Here is a 16,295-nt window from a genome sequence, read left to right as displayed (position 1 = left end):
GTTGGCGGCCCGCTTGCGGCGGCTCGTGGTCAGCGCGCCGAGAGCGCACTCAGCATCTTCTCGATATCGACGCCGCCGAGCCCGAAATTGCGGTCGGTAAGATCCTTCAGGCGTTCGGCCGTCAATGTGACGGTGCGGCGGATCTGTTCCTCCGTGTGGTCGCAGGTGATGAAGAAGCGCAAGCGCGCCTGTCCTTCCGGCACCGCCGGGTGGATGATCGGCAGCACGTTGACGCCGGCGGCGAGCAGGTCGTTCGAAAGCTGGACGGCGCGCAGCGAATCGCCGACGATCACGGGCACGACCGAAAAGCCGCCGCTCAGCCCCGTATCGAGGCCGGCCTCCTTGGCCAGCTTCAGGAAAAGGCTGCCGTTGCGTCTCACTGCCGCCGTGCGTTCCGGTTCGCTTGCCAGCACGTCGAGGCTGGCGACCGCGGATGCGGCAAGCACGGGCGCGAGGCCGACGCTATAGACGAAGCCGCCGGCAGATGCCTTCAGGACGGCCGCCAAAGCGGCGCTTCCTGCTATGTAGCCGCCGCAGCTCGACGTGGTCTTCGACAATGTTCCCATCCAGATGTCGACTTCGTGCGGATCGGCCCCGAAATGTTCGGCGAGGCCCCTGCCGTGCCGGCCGAGGACTCCCAGCGAATGCGCCTCGTCGACCATCAGCCAGAAGCCGTATTCGGCCCTGAGCTTCAGAAGCGCCGGCAGATTGGCGACGTCGCCGTCCATCGAGTAGATGCCCTCGACGATCACCAGGATGCGCCGGTAGTCACCGGCGACGGTGCGCAGGACATGTTCGAGATCCGCGGTGTCGTTGTGCTTGAAGAAGCGGCGTGCCGCGCCTGAAAGCTTGATCCCGGCGAGCGCGCTGTTGTGGATGAACTCGTCGTGGATGACGAGGTCCTTCGGCCCCATCAGGCAGCTGATTGCGGCGACATTGGTCAGGTAGCCGCTTACGAAACAGACGGCGGCATCGACGCCGTAGAACTGCGCGATCTTTTCTTCGAGCTCCACATGCTGCGGCCGTTCGCCGGCGACGAGGCGGCTTGCCGACGCGGAAATCCCGAAGCCGGCGATCGTCTCGCGCGCACGCTCGAGGACGTGAGCATGCCGGTTGAGCCCGAGATAGTCGTAGGAGGCGAAGTTGATCAGCTTGCGGCCATCGATCATCGTCGTCGCACCGGCCGCCGTCTGATGCGGCCGGTAGAACGGGTTGGCGATGCCGAGTTGCTCGCTGGCGATCTTCTGGGTAAGGACCTGCTTATATTCGGGCAGATCCTCGAAACGCGCCTGCTGGCGACGCGGAGCCGGCGGCAGCTCCCGCTCCGAGCGCGCCATCCGGTTGCGCTCGGACGATTGATGCGTGTTCCGCATCCTGTCCAGCAGACTCTCCTTGAGCGTGCTGTTCATCTTCGGGAAAGTCTGGCCGTTTCCGTCGCTGCTCATTGGCTCAGTGCTTTTTTCTTGTCCGCTCCGACATGGCGTTGCGCAAGTTCGGTCACGAGCTTGTCGTCCCCGGCCTCGTTCTCGTTGCCCTGATCGCGCTTGCTTACCTTTTCATGAAGCTTGCGTGCAATGTCACCGACAGTGGTATTATCCGCGACGCCGCTCAAAGGCATGTCGAAGCCGGTGTTCTGCTGGAAACTCATGCCGAGTTCAACGGCCATGAGGCTGTCGAGACCGATCTCCTTCAATATTTTTCCGCGAGTGACCGTATCCTTCGACACGCGGAGGATGGCGGCGATCTCGCTCGCAACCAGATCGAAGAGGATGTCCTCGGCCTCCTGAGGCGATTTGCCCTCGATCATCGCGACGAGGTCCATCTTCGTGCCTTCGGCGCCTGTGGCATGCTGATCGGCGCTGCGCAGGATCACCTCGAAGAGCGCGTTGCGGGCGACCGGCAGATTCCGCGCAGCTGTCCAGTCGATCTCCGAAATCATCACGACGGCCGCGTCGACCGTGCCCGGATCCGCGGCGATGTGGTTTTCCACCATGTCGAGCGCCACCTGGGCCTTCAACGCCGTTTTGCCGATGCGCTTGGCGAGCAGGTCGTTGACGTCGGCGTTCTGCGTCAGGTAGCCGGCATCGGCAATCGCGCCGAAGCCGACGGCGAGCCCTGCCAGGCCCTCCTGGCGCCGTGCGCGGGCGAGGCCTTCGAGATAGCCGTTGGCGGCGACATAGTTCGCCTGGCCAGGATTGCCGACCAGCGTCGTCGCCGAGGAGAACAGGATGAAGTTGTCGAGCCTGTCACCACGGGTAAGGCGATCGAGGATCGCCGCGCCCTTGGCTTTCGTGTCGATGACAGGCCGGTTGCGTTCGCGGCTCAGATTGCTGATCAGCGCATCGTCGAGCACCATCGCCGCGTGAACGACGGAGCGAAGCGGTGCTTCCGAACGAAGCGTCGCCAGAAGCGTCTCCACGGCCGCGGCATCCGTGATGTCGCAAGCATGGACCGAAGCCGCAACGCCGCCATTTTGCCAGCGCTCGATCATCGCGTGCGTTTCCGCGTCCGGCTGTCCCCGGCGGGAGCAAAGCGCAATCCGGCGGGCGCCTTTCTCGACGAGCCAATTGGCGGCGACGAGGCCGAAGCCGCCGATGCCGCCGACGACGAGATGGACGCCGTCCGGGTCGACCTTCATACCCCTTAGAGCCTTCGCGGTCACCTCGTGCCGGCCGGCAACGGGCGGCAGCACCACGATCTTGCCGATATGCCCGGCATTCTGCATCAGCCGGAAGGCATTGCCGATTTCATCGTAGTCGAAGGCGCGATAGGGAAGCGGCGTGAGCTTGCCTTCCTCGAAGAGCGCTCCGATCTCCATGAAGATGCGCCTGGTCAGATCCGGCGCATTCACCAGCAGCTGATCGGCGTCGATGCCGAAATAGCTGACATTGCGGCGAAACGGCCTGAGCCCGATCTTGCTGTCGGCGTAATAGTCGCGTTTGCCGAGCTCCAGGAACCGGCCGAAGGGTTTTACCAGCGAGAGGCTCTGCTCCATCGCCTCGGCGAAAAGCGAGTTGAGCACGAGGTCGACGCCTTCCCCGCGGGTGACCGAACGGACATCGTCGACGAAGCCGAGCGAACGCGAATCGAAGACATGATCGGCGCCGAGCATCGTCAGGAAGCGCCGCTTTTCGCGCGTTCCCGCCGTGGCGATGACCTTGGCGCCCTTGAGCTTTGCGACCTGGAGCGCGGCGAGGCCGACGCCGCCGGCAGCACCGTGAATCAAAATCGTCTCTCCAGCCTGAATGCGGCCGAGTTCGACAATGGCGTAATAGGCGGTAAGGAAGGCGACCGGCAAGGTGGCCGCGGCCACCGGGCTCATCGCTCGGGGCAGCTTGGCAATGCCGGCGCGCGCGACGACCGCATGGGTCGAGAAGGCGGCGGAGGCGATCGCCATCACCGCATCGCCGACCGCGAGATCGTCGATCCCTTCGCCGACCGCGACCACGTGGCCGGATAGTTCCATGCCGATCGTCGCCCCGGCAAAGCCGTCTTCCAACGCCTCTTCCGGCAACAGGCCCATGGCCCACATCACGTCGCGGAAATTCAAGCCGGTTGCCGCGACGGCGACGACCACCTCGCCGGATCCCGGCTCCGGTACGCTCGCCTCTTCCCAGGCGATGCTTGCAACCTGCGAACTGACGCGCTGGCGAATGGTCGCGGCCGCAAACGCGCTGGTTTTCCCGTCGGCCTTGTTCGTTGCGCCGGGTACGGCCCGAAGCTCCGAAAGCAGGCCCGTCTTCTGGTCCAGCAGCCATTCCCGGTTCTGTCCCGAAACCGTCAGCAGGGAAAGCGCTGCGGCAAGCATATCCTTGCGGGCGATGTCGGCAGCGCCGGCAACATCGAGCGCATGAATGTCGATGAACTCATATTCGTTCTGAAGGACGCGGGCGAAGGCCCACAATCCGGAATTCAGCCCGGAGCTTGCCGAGGCTGACAGGGGAGCGCCGCCCGGGGCCACGAGCACGAGGCGCGGCCGGTCGTCGCCTTCCGGCTCGACGCCGGCGAGATGCTGTTTCAATGCCTCGGCAAAGGCGCTGAGCGCCAATACGCGCGTCTGCAACAGGTCCGAACCGACGCCGCCGGCGCGCTCCGCCTCAGACGTGAAAACCGCGCGCAACGGTCTGTCGCCCATGGCTTCTAGGGCTGCGCGGAGCGTCGCCATGTCTGCGGCAAGGTCGCCTGTCACCCGGACGGGAATGGCACTTCTTCCAGCGGTCGCGACCGGTTTCGGGGCAGTGGCAGTCTCGATCAGCAGATAGGGTGTCGCGGCTTCGCCCGGCTCGGCGCCTGAGCCTGCCGCCGCCGTGCCCCGGGCCTCGATCAGGATAGTGTTCCCATGCGGGCATTCGCGATCCGTCACGACCACGTCGCCGAGGTCGAGATCTGCGAGACACTTCTGCCAATGGGGTACGGCAGCGATCCTGCCGATCGGGAATTCTGCCGTCTGGCTGCGCTCGAACCATCCGCCCGAGAGACCCAGGGCGAAATCGGCGAAGATCGACGGCGCGCTTACGGCCGCGACGAGCCCGCTTCCGGTGAGCATCGAGCGAAGGGCCGTGCGCACCCCGCTCTCCTCTTCGATCAGCTGGTAGAGATTGTCCGAAGCGCTGACCGCGAGGTCGAACGGACCGATATCTGCGAATTCGCTCTTCTTCAGAACGCGCACATGCGCATCCTCCTCGAAGGCGATTTCCAGACCCCGTTGTGCATTGTCGCGCGGCTCGAAAATCGAAAGTACCGCACCGTTGCGCGCCGCGAGATCGGCCAGCCGGCGGCTGAAGCCGGCAGAGACGCTGCCGAGTTCGATGAGCCGCAGGCGGGCGCCTGCCGGTTGCGCCGCGAGAACGCGTTCGACCGTGTGAAGCACCTGGTCCATGCGCGACCGGCTCGCCACGGAATGCACGGCCTGATGGTCGAGCGTCGCTTCGCTGACGAAACCGGCATTGAACGAAGCCGCGTCGTCACCTGCAGGTAGGGGAGCAAGCAGCGCGTCGAGACGGCTGAGCGCTTCCGCATAGGCGTTGTTGACGAGCACCGCTTCGACCGCACGGTCGGGGCGGTCGCCATAGAGCTCGCCAAGGATCTCCGGCACGGTCGGAAGCGTGAATTCCCGTGCGACCTTCCAGTTGCCGTTCTGATGTTCGCAAAGACCGGCATCCTCCAGCGTCAGGAGGCAGCTCGTCAGGAAGCACTGGAAAGCGAAGTCCCCGGGCAGCGCGTCGGCTCGCACTGTGGCGGTCCCCTTGCCGAGCTTCAGGGCAATTTCCTGGCAGGCGCGATAGATGGCCGCGTTGAAGAGCAGGGTCGCGTTGTCGACGCCATCGCCGTCTATCGGCTCGGCCAGCGTCGCAGGCATGGCCGTCGCAACTTTCGTGCCGGGCACGGCCGCGTTGGACAGAACTGCCTCATAATGGAAGGACAGGCCTTCAAGCGTCTTGTGCTTGCGCAGATAGGTACGGCGGAAGCGGCAATCCTCGAAATGTGCGATCGCGACGCCGGTCTCGTCGAAGAAATGGAACCGTGCCTTGATCGAGTTGGCGCTGACCCGCTCGATCTCGATCGTCGCGCGAGTGATCGCCCGGCCGGCATTGACCACGCGTACGGAGCCGAAACGGACAGGAATATAGGGGGCGCCGCCCCTGTCGCCGGTGAAACGGTCGAAGAGTGCGACCAGGCCGTGGAAGGTCGCGTCGACCGAGATCGGATGAAGGGCGTAGGTGACGTGGGGGTGCCCCGACGCCTGAGGATGCTTCAACTCGACGTCGATGAGCCGGTCGCCATAGGCCACGGCTTTGGAGAGAAGCTGGAAGTGCGGGCCGTAGTCCAGCCCGAACTGCTTCGCCGTTTCATAGGCCTTGGCCGCCGTCACGGTCGCCGTCTTCGCCAGGCCTTTGGTGGACGGACAGCCGTTGCTCGTCGTCGGCAAGGGTTTGCGGCTTCGCGCGACGGCATGCACCGTCCAGTCGTCCTCCGAGAGACGCTCGCGCGACCGGATCTCGATGTCGCCGGTTTCCGGCGACAGGATGGTCGAGAGTTCCATGATGCGGTTGTCGCTCAGTTCGAGCGGGCGGACGATCTCCAGATTGGTGATCTCGACTTCGTCGCTGCCGTGAAATTGCTGTGCGGCGGAAACGGCGATTTCGATGAAACCGCTGCCCGGGAGGATCGCCTTGCCGTCGACCACGTGTTCGGCGAGATCGGGAAAGAGATGCGCGTCGACGTGGTTTTTCCAGCTTCCCGCATTGGGGTCGCCGCGCCAGCCGTTGAGGCGATAGGGCTTTGCGGAGCGTCCGAAGAGATCCGTCGCATCGGTCGTGACTGCCGGTCGCAGCTCTACCGGCTCGAAAGGCAGCGCGGGCAGTTCGATGAATGCGTCCCGCTTGCCATAGACACGCGACCGGTCGACGGCGGCACCGTGGGCGACGGCGCGCGCCATCGATGCCGAGATCGGATCGTGGCCGTTCTCGCCGGCATCGCGCAGCAATGTCGCCACCACCGAAGCCGGCACCGCCGCCTGCTTGATCGTCTCCTTGACGTAAGATCCGAGGATGGGACGCGGCGAGATCTCGATGAACAGCGTGCAGCCGAGATCGAGCGCGGCCTCGGCAGCGGCCTGGAAACGCACCGGCTCGCGAACGTTCTTCCACCAGTAGTCGGGATCGAGCGCAGTCCCGTCGAGCGCGGCACCCGTGACGGTCGACAGATAGGCCAGCTCCGTCCGGCGGGGGGCGATATCAGGGATGTCGGCGAGAAACGCCTCTTTCGCCCGATCGATGATCGGATGATGGAACGGATAATTGATGTCGAGGATCTGAACCGGGATTTTAGCCTTGCGCGCAGCGTCGCGGAACGCCGAAATCTCGTTCGCCGGGCCGGAAATCGTCACCGAATTGTGAGCGTTGATGGCTGCGACGCAGACATCGTCGAGCCCGCGCTCCGCCGCGAAGGCCTTGGCTGCCTGCTCGCCCAGCATAACGGCAGCCATCGTGCCCTGGCCGGCCAGAAGGTCCTGGTGCAGCGATCGTTTGGCGACGATCGACACGGCGTCGACGAGGGACAGCGCCCCTGCCGCATAAGCGGCAGCGATTTCGCCGACCGAATGACCGAAGACGGCGGTCGGCTTGATGCCCATGGCCACGAGCGAGTCGGAGAGCGCGGCCTGTATCGCGAAAAGCAGCGGCTGGGCCACCTTCGTGTCCGCGAGCTTCCTGTCGAGTCCAGGGTCGGTCAGGAGATCGGTGAGAACGATATCCGAATGGAACCTGAAAAGGGCGCTGACCGAGGTGAACGACTGACGGAAGTGCAGATTCTCGCGGAACGCCTCGACACCCATGCCGGCCCATTGCGAGCCGTTGCCGGAGAAGACGAAGGCGACCTTTGCTTCCTTCGCTGACGCTTCGCCCGTCTCTCCGATATCGGAGCCGGGCTTTTCCAGGTGGTTGGCAATCGCCCGGACGATATCTTCGGGATGATCGCTGCGTGCCGCGAACCGATGGCGCATATGCGTCCGGTTGGCGCCGGAGGCGGCGACGATCGCGCGCGTCTCTTCCTTCGTCGCGCCCGCAAAGGCGGCCTTATAGTCTCTGAGCAGGTTTTCGAGGCTCGACGCGGTATGGGCGCTTGCGAGAAACACGTGGCCCGCCGGAGAGGTCGCAGTCTTTTCCGCCTGTGCCGGATCCGGATCGCTGATGACGACATGGGCGTTGGCGCCGCCGAAGCCGAAGGAATTGATGCCGGCGAGCCGCGCCCGCTTGCCCTTCAGCAGCTCGATCGGATTGGCCGTCACGCGGACATTGAGTCCGTCGAAGTCGATCTGTTCGTTCGGCGTCTCGAAATGCAGCGAGGCCGGCAGATAATTGTTCTCCAGAGCCAGAACCGCTTTCAGCATCCCGAACAGGCCTGAGGCCGGCTCGGTATGGCCGATATTGGACTTTATCGAGCCGATCGGCACCGGAGCCCGGCGCTTCGCGCCGATGACCGTGCCGATGGACCATACCTCAGCCGGGTCGCCGACCTTCGTGCCGGTACCGTGGCCTTCTACGAAGGCGACCTGGTTGGCGTCGATGCCGTTGCCTTCGTAGATCATCCTCAGCAGATTGGCCTGCGCCTCGCGCGAGGGCAGCGAGATGCCGTTGGTGCGGCCGGCCGAATTGACGCCGGTGGCGACGATCCGCGCATAGCTCCGGTCGCGCTCGCGTTGCGCCCGGTCCGTGCGGCGCAGGACGAAGACGACGCCGCCCTCGGCGCGCACATAGCCGGCGCCGTCGTTGTCATAGGCGCGGCAGAGCCCTTCGGGCGAGAGCATGCGCGCCTGGGCGAAGCCGACGAAGGGAAGCGGGTGGGCGAGGATATTGACGCCGCCGACGATGGCCGTGTCGATCTCTCCGGCGTTCAGCGCCCGCATCGCCTGATCGAGGGCCACGAGCGAAGAGGAACAGGCCGTGTCGACGGTCATGCTCGGACCGCTCAGGCCGAAGACGTGGGAAATACGGTTGGAGACGATCGACAGCGTGTTGCCCGTCATGAAATAGGGGCCGGCGGCAGCCGGATCGTCGACCGTGAGATTGGCGTGATCGAGGCTGGAGGCCCCGACATAGACGCCGACGTTTTCACCGTGCAGCGAGGCGACGGAAATATTGGCGTCCTCGAGCGCACGCCAGGCGAGCTGCAACAGAACCCGCTGCTGAGGGTCCATATACATGGCCTCGCGCTGCGACATCCCGAAAACGGCGGGATCGAAATCGTAGATCTGGTCGAGGACGCCGGCGGCAAACGAATAGGTCTTGCCGGGCGTGCCCATGACCGGATGCCAGAATCGCGCAAGGTCCCAGCGGTCCGAAGGGACGCGGGTCACGGTGCACTTGCCCTGACGAAGGATTTTGAACAGCGCCTGCGGAGATTTCGCTCCCGGGGCAAGGCATGCACGCCCTATGATTTCAACCGTCATGTAAGATCGAACGCTCTGAACTGCCGTTAAAATTGTCTTAGCCCATTGCAAGGTCAAACGTAAATTGCAATCGGCGACATTCCTGCTCTGTGGGTATCCCCGGGTTTATCCCCTGCGCTGTATTAGTGAGCTTTTAACTCATAGTGCCTAGCTTTCAACCCCGAAGGGCTAGATATACGTCTCCTGCGATCCGTCCAATACAATTACCGCGACGGTTCGTAACCAAGATCGAGGCGGTATGGCCGGAAGAGCGCAGTCGCGATTATTTTGCCGGCTGTCGCGGCGAGGTGGCTTGTTGTGGGACGGCCTTTGTGCTTTTCAGAGACCGGCGGATTCCCTGCCGGGAAAATGCGGCGCAGATATCTGTATGGAATCATTGCTGCGCCGAACACGGAGTGTCGTAGTGAAACGAGTGACTGCCCTTCTGCTTTGTACCGCGCTTGCGGGATGCCAGGCCGTGCCGGGCGAGGGCCCTCTGACAACCGATATCGTTTCGGATGCCGGCCAGTCCGGCTCGGAGATCGGCAGGAGGAACGCGACGGTATTTGATATTGTAGATGTCGATGGCCAGTCGGCGCGGCTCGTTTCCGAATATGTTTCCACAACCCTCAGCCGCCGCTTCGGCATTGGCGGCGGCGTCGGTCAGGTGGTCATCGGCATTGGCGACCAGTTGAAGGTGACGATCTTCGAGGCGGGCAGCGACGGGCTGTTTTCCACAACTGAATCGAAGCAGACGAGCATCGATCTCGTCGTCCAGCCCGATGGCAAGGCGGCAATTCCTTATGTCGGATCGGTCCGTTTTGCCGGCCTGACGCTCGAGCAGGCGCGCCAGGCGATCCTCGATGCCTTGAAACAGAAGGCCGTCGAGCCGGATGTGATCGTGACGTCGACGTCGACGGCGTCGCGCATCGTCACGGTCTCCGGCGCCGTCGGCCGTCCTTCGGTCGTGCCTCTCAATCTCGTCAGCGAGACGATCAACGAGGTCATCGCGAAGGCGGGCGGCCCATCGGCGCAGCCCTACGAGACCTATGTGACCCTGGTGCGCGGCAAGAAGACCGGCACGGTCCTGCTGAAATCGATCATCGAGAGCCCGTCGGAAAACATTCACGTAAAGCCGGGCGACCAGATCTTCGTGACGCGCGATCCGCGGACCTTCACCGTGCTCGGCCAGGTCCGCGCAAATCAGCGCGTCGAATTCGGCGCCAACGATCTCAACCTGCTCGAGGCCGTGGCGCTCGCGGGCGGCGGCTCGGACCGGACGGTGGATGCCAAGGGTTACTTCGTCTTCCGCTACGAGGAGCCGGACATCGTCATGAGCCTGCTTGGACAGGAGCGGTTTCACAAGCTGTTGAGCAAGGGCATGAAGGCCGACCGCGTCGGGCGCTATCCGGTCGTCTACCGGTTCGATATGACGAAACCGGACAGCCTCATCGTCGGTCAGACCTTCCCGGTCAAGAATCGCGACGTCATCTATGCCTCGCGCCATCCTTCTGTCGACATCACGAAATTCCTCGATTTCGTCGCAAGGCCGATCGGTATCGTCAATTCCGGCGTGAACGTCGCCGACAATCTCAGCGATTTGAACAACTGACCTTGGGGCGCGCGACACCGGGCGTTGGCCGGTGTCGACGCGCCTGCCGCTGAACGCTTTCGGCCGGCATGCATTAAGATCTTATAATCAATCACCTTTATAAGGTTCGCCCGTTCGCCGCGAGATTCACGTCACGAGCGCCGAACGTGCTTGCCGCGTTGCGCGTTCTATGGTTGATCTGGTTTAGAGCGGGATGAGGAAAGGTGTATGCGATCTTCCGCCCGCATCCCGCTCTAACTTGGAGCGGGATGAGGAAAAGTGTATGCGGTTTTCCGCCCGCATCCCGCTCTAACTTATTAGAATCGATCACGTTCATCACTTAGGTCGATCCGACCTGAACCATCGTGATCCAGATCGATTTGTTGATGGCCGATGCGGCTCGGCCGGATTGCGAGAGGCAATGCCTGACGACGCCCTGATCGTTATCGACTTGCAGAACGACTTCTGCCCCGGCGGTGCTCTCGCGGTCGAGGGCGGCGATGAGATCGTGCCTGCCGTCAATCGCCTCATCGACGCGTCGCCGCATGTCGTCCTGACCCAGGACTGGCACCCGGCCGACCATTCGAGTTTCGCCTCGACGCATCCGGGCAAGGCTCCGTTTCAGACCGTGGCGATGCCTTATGGAGAGCAGACGCTCTGGCCCGAGCATTGCGTCCAGGGGAGCCTCGGTGCCGATTTTCATCCGTCCCTGCGATGGACCTCGGCGGAACTGGTCATACGCAAGGGCTTCCGCCGCGAGATCGACAGTTATTCCGCCTTTTTCGAAAACGACCACCGGACCCCGACCGGACTTGCCGGTTACCTTCGCGAGCGCGGCATAAAGAGCGTGACGCTTTGCGGCCTGGCTACCGATTTCTGCGTTGGCTTCTCGGCACTCGATGCGGTCGCTCAGGGCTTTTCGACGTCGGTGGTGCTCGGTGCCTGCCGCGGCATCGATCTGAACGGCTCTCTCGCGGCCATGACCCTGCGCATGCGCGATGCCGGCGTCCGGCTGATCTAGTCGCCCCGGGACGGGGAAGCACGGCATCGGCCGCATCCCCGCCCGGACTTAGGATATCGACCACGATCGCCTCGCCACAGAGCGGGTCATGACGGTCCAAGAGGAGCGTATTGCAGATGCCAAAGACCGATATCGCGCGACGGGTCTATAACCATACCTGGAAGCTCGATCCGATCGTCCGCAGCCTGCTGGATACGGATTTCTACAAGCTTTTGATGCTGCAGATGATCTGGCAGCTCTATCCGGGCGTGGACGCGACCTTTTCGCTGATCAACCGCACGAAGACGGTGCGCCTTGCAGAGGAGATCGACGAGCAGGAACTGCGCGACCAGCTCGACCACGCGCGCGGCCTGCGCTTCACCAAGAAAGAGATGATATGGCTCGCGGGTAACAGCTTCTATGGCCGCACGCAGATATTCTCGCCGGAATTTCTGGCCTGGCTCGCAAAATTCCGCCTTCCGGAATACGAGCTGTCGCGTCGTGATGGCCAGTTCGAACTGACGTTCCGTGGCCGCTGGGCCGAGACGACGATGTGGGAAATCCCCGCGCTCGCGATCATCAACGAGTTGCGCTCGCGCGCGGCGATGAAAGGGCTCGGCCCGTTCACGCTGGACGTCCTCTATGCCCGCGCCAAGGCCAAGATGTGGTCGAAGGTCGAGCAGCTGCGCGAGCATCCGAACCTGCGCATCTCCGACTTCGGCACGCGCCGGCGGCACAGCTTCCTATGGCAGCGCTGGTGCGTCGAGGCGCTCAAGGAAGGCATCGGCCCGTCCTTCACGGGATCCAGTAACGTGCTGCTGGCAATGGACAACGACCTGGAGGCGGTCGGCACCAATGCGCACGAGCTGCCGATGGTGGCCGCGGCGCTTGCCCGCAACGACCGCGAGCTTGCGGCCGCGCCCTACAAGGTTCTGCAGGACTGGAACCAGCTCTATGGCGGCAACCTCCTGATCGTGCTCCCGGACGCGTTCGGGACGGCCGCGTTTCTCAGGGATGCGCCCGACTGGGTGGCGGACTGGACCGGCTTCCGGCCGGACAGCGCCCCGCCCATCGAGGGAGGCGAGAAGATCATCGCCTGGTGGAAGAAGATGGGCCGAGACCCACGGGAGAAGCTCCTGATCTTCTCCGACGGCCTCGACGTCGACACGATCATCAAGACCTACTGCCACTTCGAAGGGCGCGTGCGCATGAGCTTCGGCTGGGGAACCAACCTCACAAATGATTTCGCCGGCTGCGCTCCGACCGAAATCAAGGGCCTCAACCCGATCTCCATCGTATGCAAGGTCAGTGAGGCCAATGGCCGCCCGGCCGTCAAGCTCTCGGACAACCCGCGCAAGGCGACGGGGGATCCGGCCGAAGTCTCGCGCTATCTGAAATTCTTCGGCAGCGAGGATTTCGTGGAGCAATCCGTACGGGTGTGACGCGGGAAGAAGCCGGAGTCTGCGGCTTCCAATCCCTCAATCATATGACTTATTGCGGTACCTCACTATTTCCTTGAATTTCCCCCCGATTGCCCCATGATGAGGTCGTTGAGGTACACCTTGGGAGGGGTTCGTGCGTCAGGCCTATTCTCCGGATGACGTGGACGTCATGCGCGGAGCGCTCGATATCTGGTGCGCTCTGCACAATGTCGGCAGGGATGGTGTGGAGGCCAACAGGGCCGCCAAGCGCATTCTCGACCTGATGGACACGAAGAAGTGTTCCTGCGACGAACTTCTGGCTCAGCTGGGAGATTTCGGCCCGGAGCAACGTCGCCGCGTTTCATGACGCATGTCCCCAGGCGATCTTTGCGCCTGACAAGGCGGCCGCTTTCATCGTGGTATCGATGAGGTGACTTCGTGCGACACGGCGGCATTCGCCTCCGGGCGATAGCTGGACAGCGCAAAATGCAGGATGCCGCTGACTGTGATGGACAGCGCGAGAACCGCGACAGTGACGCCGAGACCCGATTTGATCATGTCCACCTTCTCCGACCGTTGCTTGGTTGCACGTGCGAAAGACCGCGGAATAGAGTTATTCCTGTGGCGCCGGTCGGACTGTTCCCCGAGGAACGGAGAATATGGTTAACAATCTCCTGACCGTGGCGGGCATGCCACGCCACCTGAGGCTTTCAATTGCTTCTCTTCCCTGAAATTTTTCCGATTGACCTTGCCATCGTTGTAAGCCCTAGAACTTGAAAATCGGGTTGCAGCGGCGAAGTTCGCCCGTTGTGGCCGCGCCACACTCGATGCGCCTTGCGCGTCAACGTGAGCTGAAGATTGAAAATTTTGGGCCCGATGATAGGCATTGAACATGGGCATGCTTCGAATCACGACGCAGAAGCTGTTGATTCTGTTCCGCCTGGTGATTTTCGTGTCACTGGCGGCATACGCATTGCCGAGTTCCTCCGCAGCCATGCACGGCGACTGGTCCCAGTCTGAAATCGCGCAGTCGGGCGATCATTCCGATATGGCGAGCGGCGCGCATTCGCACGGCGATCAGGACTCCTCTGCCGCAGGCGACGAAAAGCCCGCGAAGCAGCAATGCTGTAAAGACGTTTGTGCCGGCATGGCGATTCTGGCGGCGACCGACACTATTGGCAGACCCCGCCTATCCCCCGTCCGGGAATTCGTCGACGAGGCCGGGACCACGGGCGAATTGCCGCTGCTGCACCGCCCCCCAAGCGCCTGAATAGGATGCGCCCGTCCGCTTGACGGGTCGAACGCGTGTTCGCGAGCAAGCCTTGCTCTCGAGCGCTGCCGCAATCTCCTATTCGGATAAATCCATGAAACATCTGCTTTTCGTGGCCGTCCTGCCGCTTTTTGCGAGCGGTTGCGCCGCCACCTTGCCTCCCGATGTGATCGCCTCGGGCGAACTCCCGGCCAGCGATGCCGGGGTGCGCCCCGTTGCCTATACGAGTCCTGTCTCGGGCTATACGGACCGCAGGGCCGTCGATCCCAAACCATGGCGCGACCAGAATGATGCGCAGGCTCCGAAAGGAGGCGGATCATGATGAAAGCCAAGATGAGACTGGCGGCGACGCTCGCACTGCCGCTGGTGCTCGGCGGCTGCGTTACGGCTGGCGAGTACGCAGTTAAGAATGCCGGATTTTCCCTGGTCGCGGCGACAACGGCCGAAGCCGCCGGCAAGCAGACCGTGTGGGTGCAGAACCAGGAACAGGCCCGATCCGTCTCCAAGCGGGTGAAGGCGCTGATGGCGAAGAAGTCGATCGACGTCGAGACGGCAGTCCAGGTCGCGCTACTCAACAACAAGGGGCTGCAGGCGGCCTATGCCGATCTCGGCGATTCGGCGTCCGACGCCTGGCAGGCGACAATGCTCGTCAACCCGACCGTGGGTGTCGGGCTGACGGGCATCGGCACGCCAGGGCTTACGGCATTCCGGACGGTCGAGGGCGCGATCGTCTCCAATATTCTTGCGCTCGTCACGCGCGACAGGAATATCGCGCTCGCCGACACCGAGTTCCGGAAGGCGCAACTGGATGCCGCTTCGCGCACCTTGCAGCTTGCTTCCGAGACGCGGCGCGCCTGGATCAATGCCGTAGCGGCTTGGGAAACGGTGGGCCAGCTCAACCGGGCGCAGGCGGCGGCCGACGCAGCGTCCGCGCTTGCCGAAAAGCTCGGCGAGAGCGGGGCCATGACAAAGGGGGCGCAGGCCCGCGAGCATGTCTTCTACGCCGAACTGGCGGGAGAGGGGGCCAAGGCGCGGCTCCAGGCGCGTCTGGCCAAGGAGGAACTGACGCGGCTGATGGGCCTCTGGGGTTCGGACGTCAAGTTCCAGGTGCCGAACCGGCTGGCTTCCCTGCCGAAGGGTCTGATGAAGCGCGACCAGATCGAGGCGGAAGCTCTGCGGCGGCGGGTCGATCTCCAGATTGCGAAGCTCGAGTTGGAGGCGACGGCCAGATCCTCCAATCTGACCGAGGCCACCCGCTACGTCACCGACCTCAACCTCCTTGCTGGCTTCGAGACCGAGCGGGCAAAGGAGGACGGCGACATCTCGTCGGAGACGACGGGCCGGGCCGATCTCGAATTCGTCATTCCCATCTTCGACAGCGGCAAAGCGCGCATGCGCAAGGCCGAGCTCGCCTATATGCGGGCGGCGAACCTTCTCGCCGAGAAGGCCGTCAATGTCCGCTCGGAAGCACGCTCGGCCTATCAGGCCTACCGCGCCAACTACGACATCGCCCGGCACTACCGCAGCAGCGTCGTGCCGCTGCGCACCGAAATCGAGGAACAGTCACTCCTCACCTACAACGGGATGATCACCAGCACCTTCGAACTGCTCGCCGACAGCCGCGAAAAGGTCGATGCGATCCTGCTCGCGATCGATGCCAAGCGCGACTTCTGGCTGGCCGAGGCGGATCTGGCTCCGGCGATCTACGGCGGGGGCGCGGCTTCCCGCGAAACCGAGGTCGCGGCGGCCGCCGAAAACGGCGAATGAGAAAGGCACGCAAAATGTTCAACAGACGACAGTTACTCGGCGCGAGCGCCGCACTGGTATCCACCGCCGCCTGGGCGAAAACGTCGAATATGGGCCTGCCGGAGGCGGCATTCATGGAGACGGCGGATACGCAAGGCCCCGTCCGGCCTTCCTCCGGGCCCGACTACAACCCGGTGGTGACCATCAACGGCTGGACCGCACCCCACCGGACGAACAGCGGCGTCAAGGAGTTCCATCTCGTCGCCGAGCCGGTCGAGCGCGAGATGGCGGAGGGCATGACCGCCTATCTCTGGGGCTATAACGGCCAGTCGCCGGGT

The 16,295-nt window shown here is 63.4% G+C and carries 10 protein-coding genes and 1 pseudogene; 8 read left to right on the top strand and 3 right to left on the bottom strand.

Annotated features, from left to right (window positions below; all coding sequences use genetic code 11):
* Nucleotides 1–29 precede the first annotated feature (29 nt).
* Both AC6CIG_RS11790 and AC6CIG_RS11785 read right to left on the bottom strand, forming a co-directional pair.
* Nucleotides 30–1,445 carry an aminotransferase class I/II-fold pyridoxal phosphate-dependent enzyme gene (locus AC6CIG_RS11790; protein WP_379941630.1) on the bottom strand — a complete coding sequence of 472 codons (1,416 nt, stop codon included), beginning with the start codon at nt 1,443–1,445 and terminating at the stop codon, nt 30–32.
* Nucleotides 1,442–8,950 carry a type I polyketide synthase gene (locus AC6CIG_RS11785; RefSeq protein WP_437407861.1) on the bottom strand — a complete coding sequence of 2,503 codons (7,509 nt, stop codon included), beginning with the start codon at nt 8,948–8,950 and terminating at the stop codon, nt 1,442–1,444. Before AC6CIG_RS11785 ends, AC6CIG_RS11790 begins: the two co-directional genes overlap by 4 nt.
* 403 nt (nt 8,951–9,353) lie before the next feature.
* Between AC6CIG_RS11785 and AC6CIG_RS11780 the strand changes: the two genes are divergently transcribed.
* The 4 genes from AC6CIG_RS11780 to AC6CIG_RS11765 all read left to right on the top strand — a co-directional run bounded on the left by AC6CIG_RS11780 (nt 9,354) and on the right by AC6CIG_RS11765 (nt 13,308).
* Complete coding sequence (locus AC6CIG_RS11780) at nt 9,354–10,541, top strand: polysaccharide biosynthesis/export family protein (protein WP_018094165.1); 1,188 nt, start codon at nt 9,354–9,356, stop codon at nt 10,539–10,541.
* 400 nt (nt 10,542–10,941) lie between these two features.
* Complete coding sequence (gene pncA, locus AC6CIG_RS11775) at nt 10,942–11,541, top strand: bifunctional nicotinamidase/pyrazinamidase (RefSeq protein WP_018094166.1); 600 nt, start codon at nt 10,942–10,944, stop codon at nt 11,539–11,541.
* Between the two features lie 116 nt (nt 11,542–11,657).
* Nucleotides 11,658–12,962, top strand: a complete 1,305-nt coding sequence (gene pncB / locus AC6CIG_RS11770; RefSeq protein ID WP_437407860.1) for a nicotinate phosphoribosyltransferase — start codon at nt 11,658–11,660, stop codon at nt 12,960–12,962.
* A 133-nt stretch (nt 12,963–13,095) separates the two neighbouring features.
* Nucleotides 13,096–13,308 carry a hypothetical protein gene (locus AC6CIG_RS11765; RefSeq protein WP_004435886.1) on the top strand — a complete coding sequence of 71 codons (213 nt, stop codon included), beginning with the start codon at nt 13,096–13,098 and terminating at the stop codon, nt 13,306–13,308.
* A gap of 44 nt (nt 13,309–13,352) precedes the next feature.
* On the opposite strand, the gene AC6CIG_RS11760 is transcribed toward AC6CIG_RS11765, so the two are convergent.
* A complete protein-coding gene (locus AC6CIG_RS11760; RefSeq protein WP_437407859.1) occupies nt 13,353–13,499 on the bottom strand; it encodes a hypothetical protein in 147 nt (48 codons plus the stop codon).
* Between the two features lie 334 nt (nt 13,500–13,833).
* On the opposite strand from AC6CIG_RS11760, the gene AC6CIG_RS11755 reads away from it, so the two are divergent.
* The 4 genes and pseudogenes from AC6CIG_RS11755 to AC6CIG_RS11740 form a co-directional block, all read left to right on the top strand.
* A complete protein-coding gene (locus AC6CIG_RS11755) occupies nt 13,834–14,211 on the top strand; it encodes a hypothetical protein (protein WP_437407858.1) in 378 nt (125 codons plus the stop codon).
* Between the two features lie 94 nt (nt 14,212–14,305).
* Nucleotides 14,306–14,533, top strand: a complete 228-nt coding sequence (locus AC6CIG_RS11750) for a hypothetical protein (protein WP_324762875.1) — start codon at nt 14,306–14,308, stop codon at nt 14,531–14,533.
* Nucleotides 14,530–15,978: a TolC family protein gene (locus tag AC6CIG_RS11745; protein WP_437407857.1), complete on the top strand. Its 1,449-nt coding sequence runs from the start codon at nt 14,530–14,532 to the stop codon at nt 15,976–15,978. Before AC6CIG_RS11750 ends, AC6CIG_RS11745 begins: the two co-directional genes overlap by 4 nt.
* Before the next feature lie 14 nt (nt 15,979–15,992).
* A pseudogene (locus tag AC6CIG_RS11740) lies at nt 15,993–16,295 on the top strand (copper oxidase); the annotation flags it as partial.

It is taken from the genome of Sinorhizobium sp. GQ132, from assembly GCF_059758575.1.
The sequence above is the reverse complement of the archived record's forward strand: the minus strand, read 5'-3'. Positions and strand labels throughout refer to the sequence as shown.

What these genes read in the sequence shown, in the direction of transcription:
- AC6CIG_RS11790 (WP_379941630.1), bottom strand. Translation starts at nt 1,445, where the DNA reads ATGAGCAGCGACGGAAACGGCCAGACTTTCCCGAAGATGAACAGCACG.
- AC6CIG_RS11785 (WP_437407861.1), bottom strand. Translation starts at nt 8,950, where the DNA reads ATGACGGTTGAAATCATAGGGCGTGCATGCCTTGCCCCGGGAGCGAAA.
- pncA (WP_018094166.1), top strand. Translation starts at nt 10,942, where the DNA reads ATGCCTGACGACGCCCTGATCGTTATCGACTTGCAGAACGACTTCTGC.
- pncB (WP_437407860.1), top strand. Translation starts at nt 11,658, where the DNA reads ATGCCAAAGACCGATATCGCGCGACGGGTCTATAACCATACCTGGAAG.
- AC6CIG_RS11760 (WP_437407859.1), bottom strand. Translation starts at nt 13,499, where the DNA reads ATGATCAAATCGGGTCTCGGCGTCACTGTCGCGGTTCTCGCGCTGTCC.
- AC6CIG_RS11755 (WP_437407858.1), top strand. Translation starts at nt 13,834, where the DNA reads ATGGGCATGCTTCGAATCACGACGCAGAAGCTGTTGATTCTGTTCCGC.
- AC6CIG_RS11750 (WP_324762875.1), top strand. Translation starts at nt 14,306, where the DNA reads ATGAAACATCTGCTTTTCGTGGCCGTCCTGCCGCTTTTTGCGAGCGGT.
- AC6CIG_RS11745 (WP_437407857.1), top strand. Translation starts at nt 14,530, where the DNA reads ATGATGAAAGCCAAGATGAGACTGGCGGCGACGCTCGCACTGCCGCTG.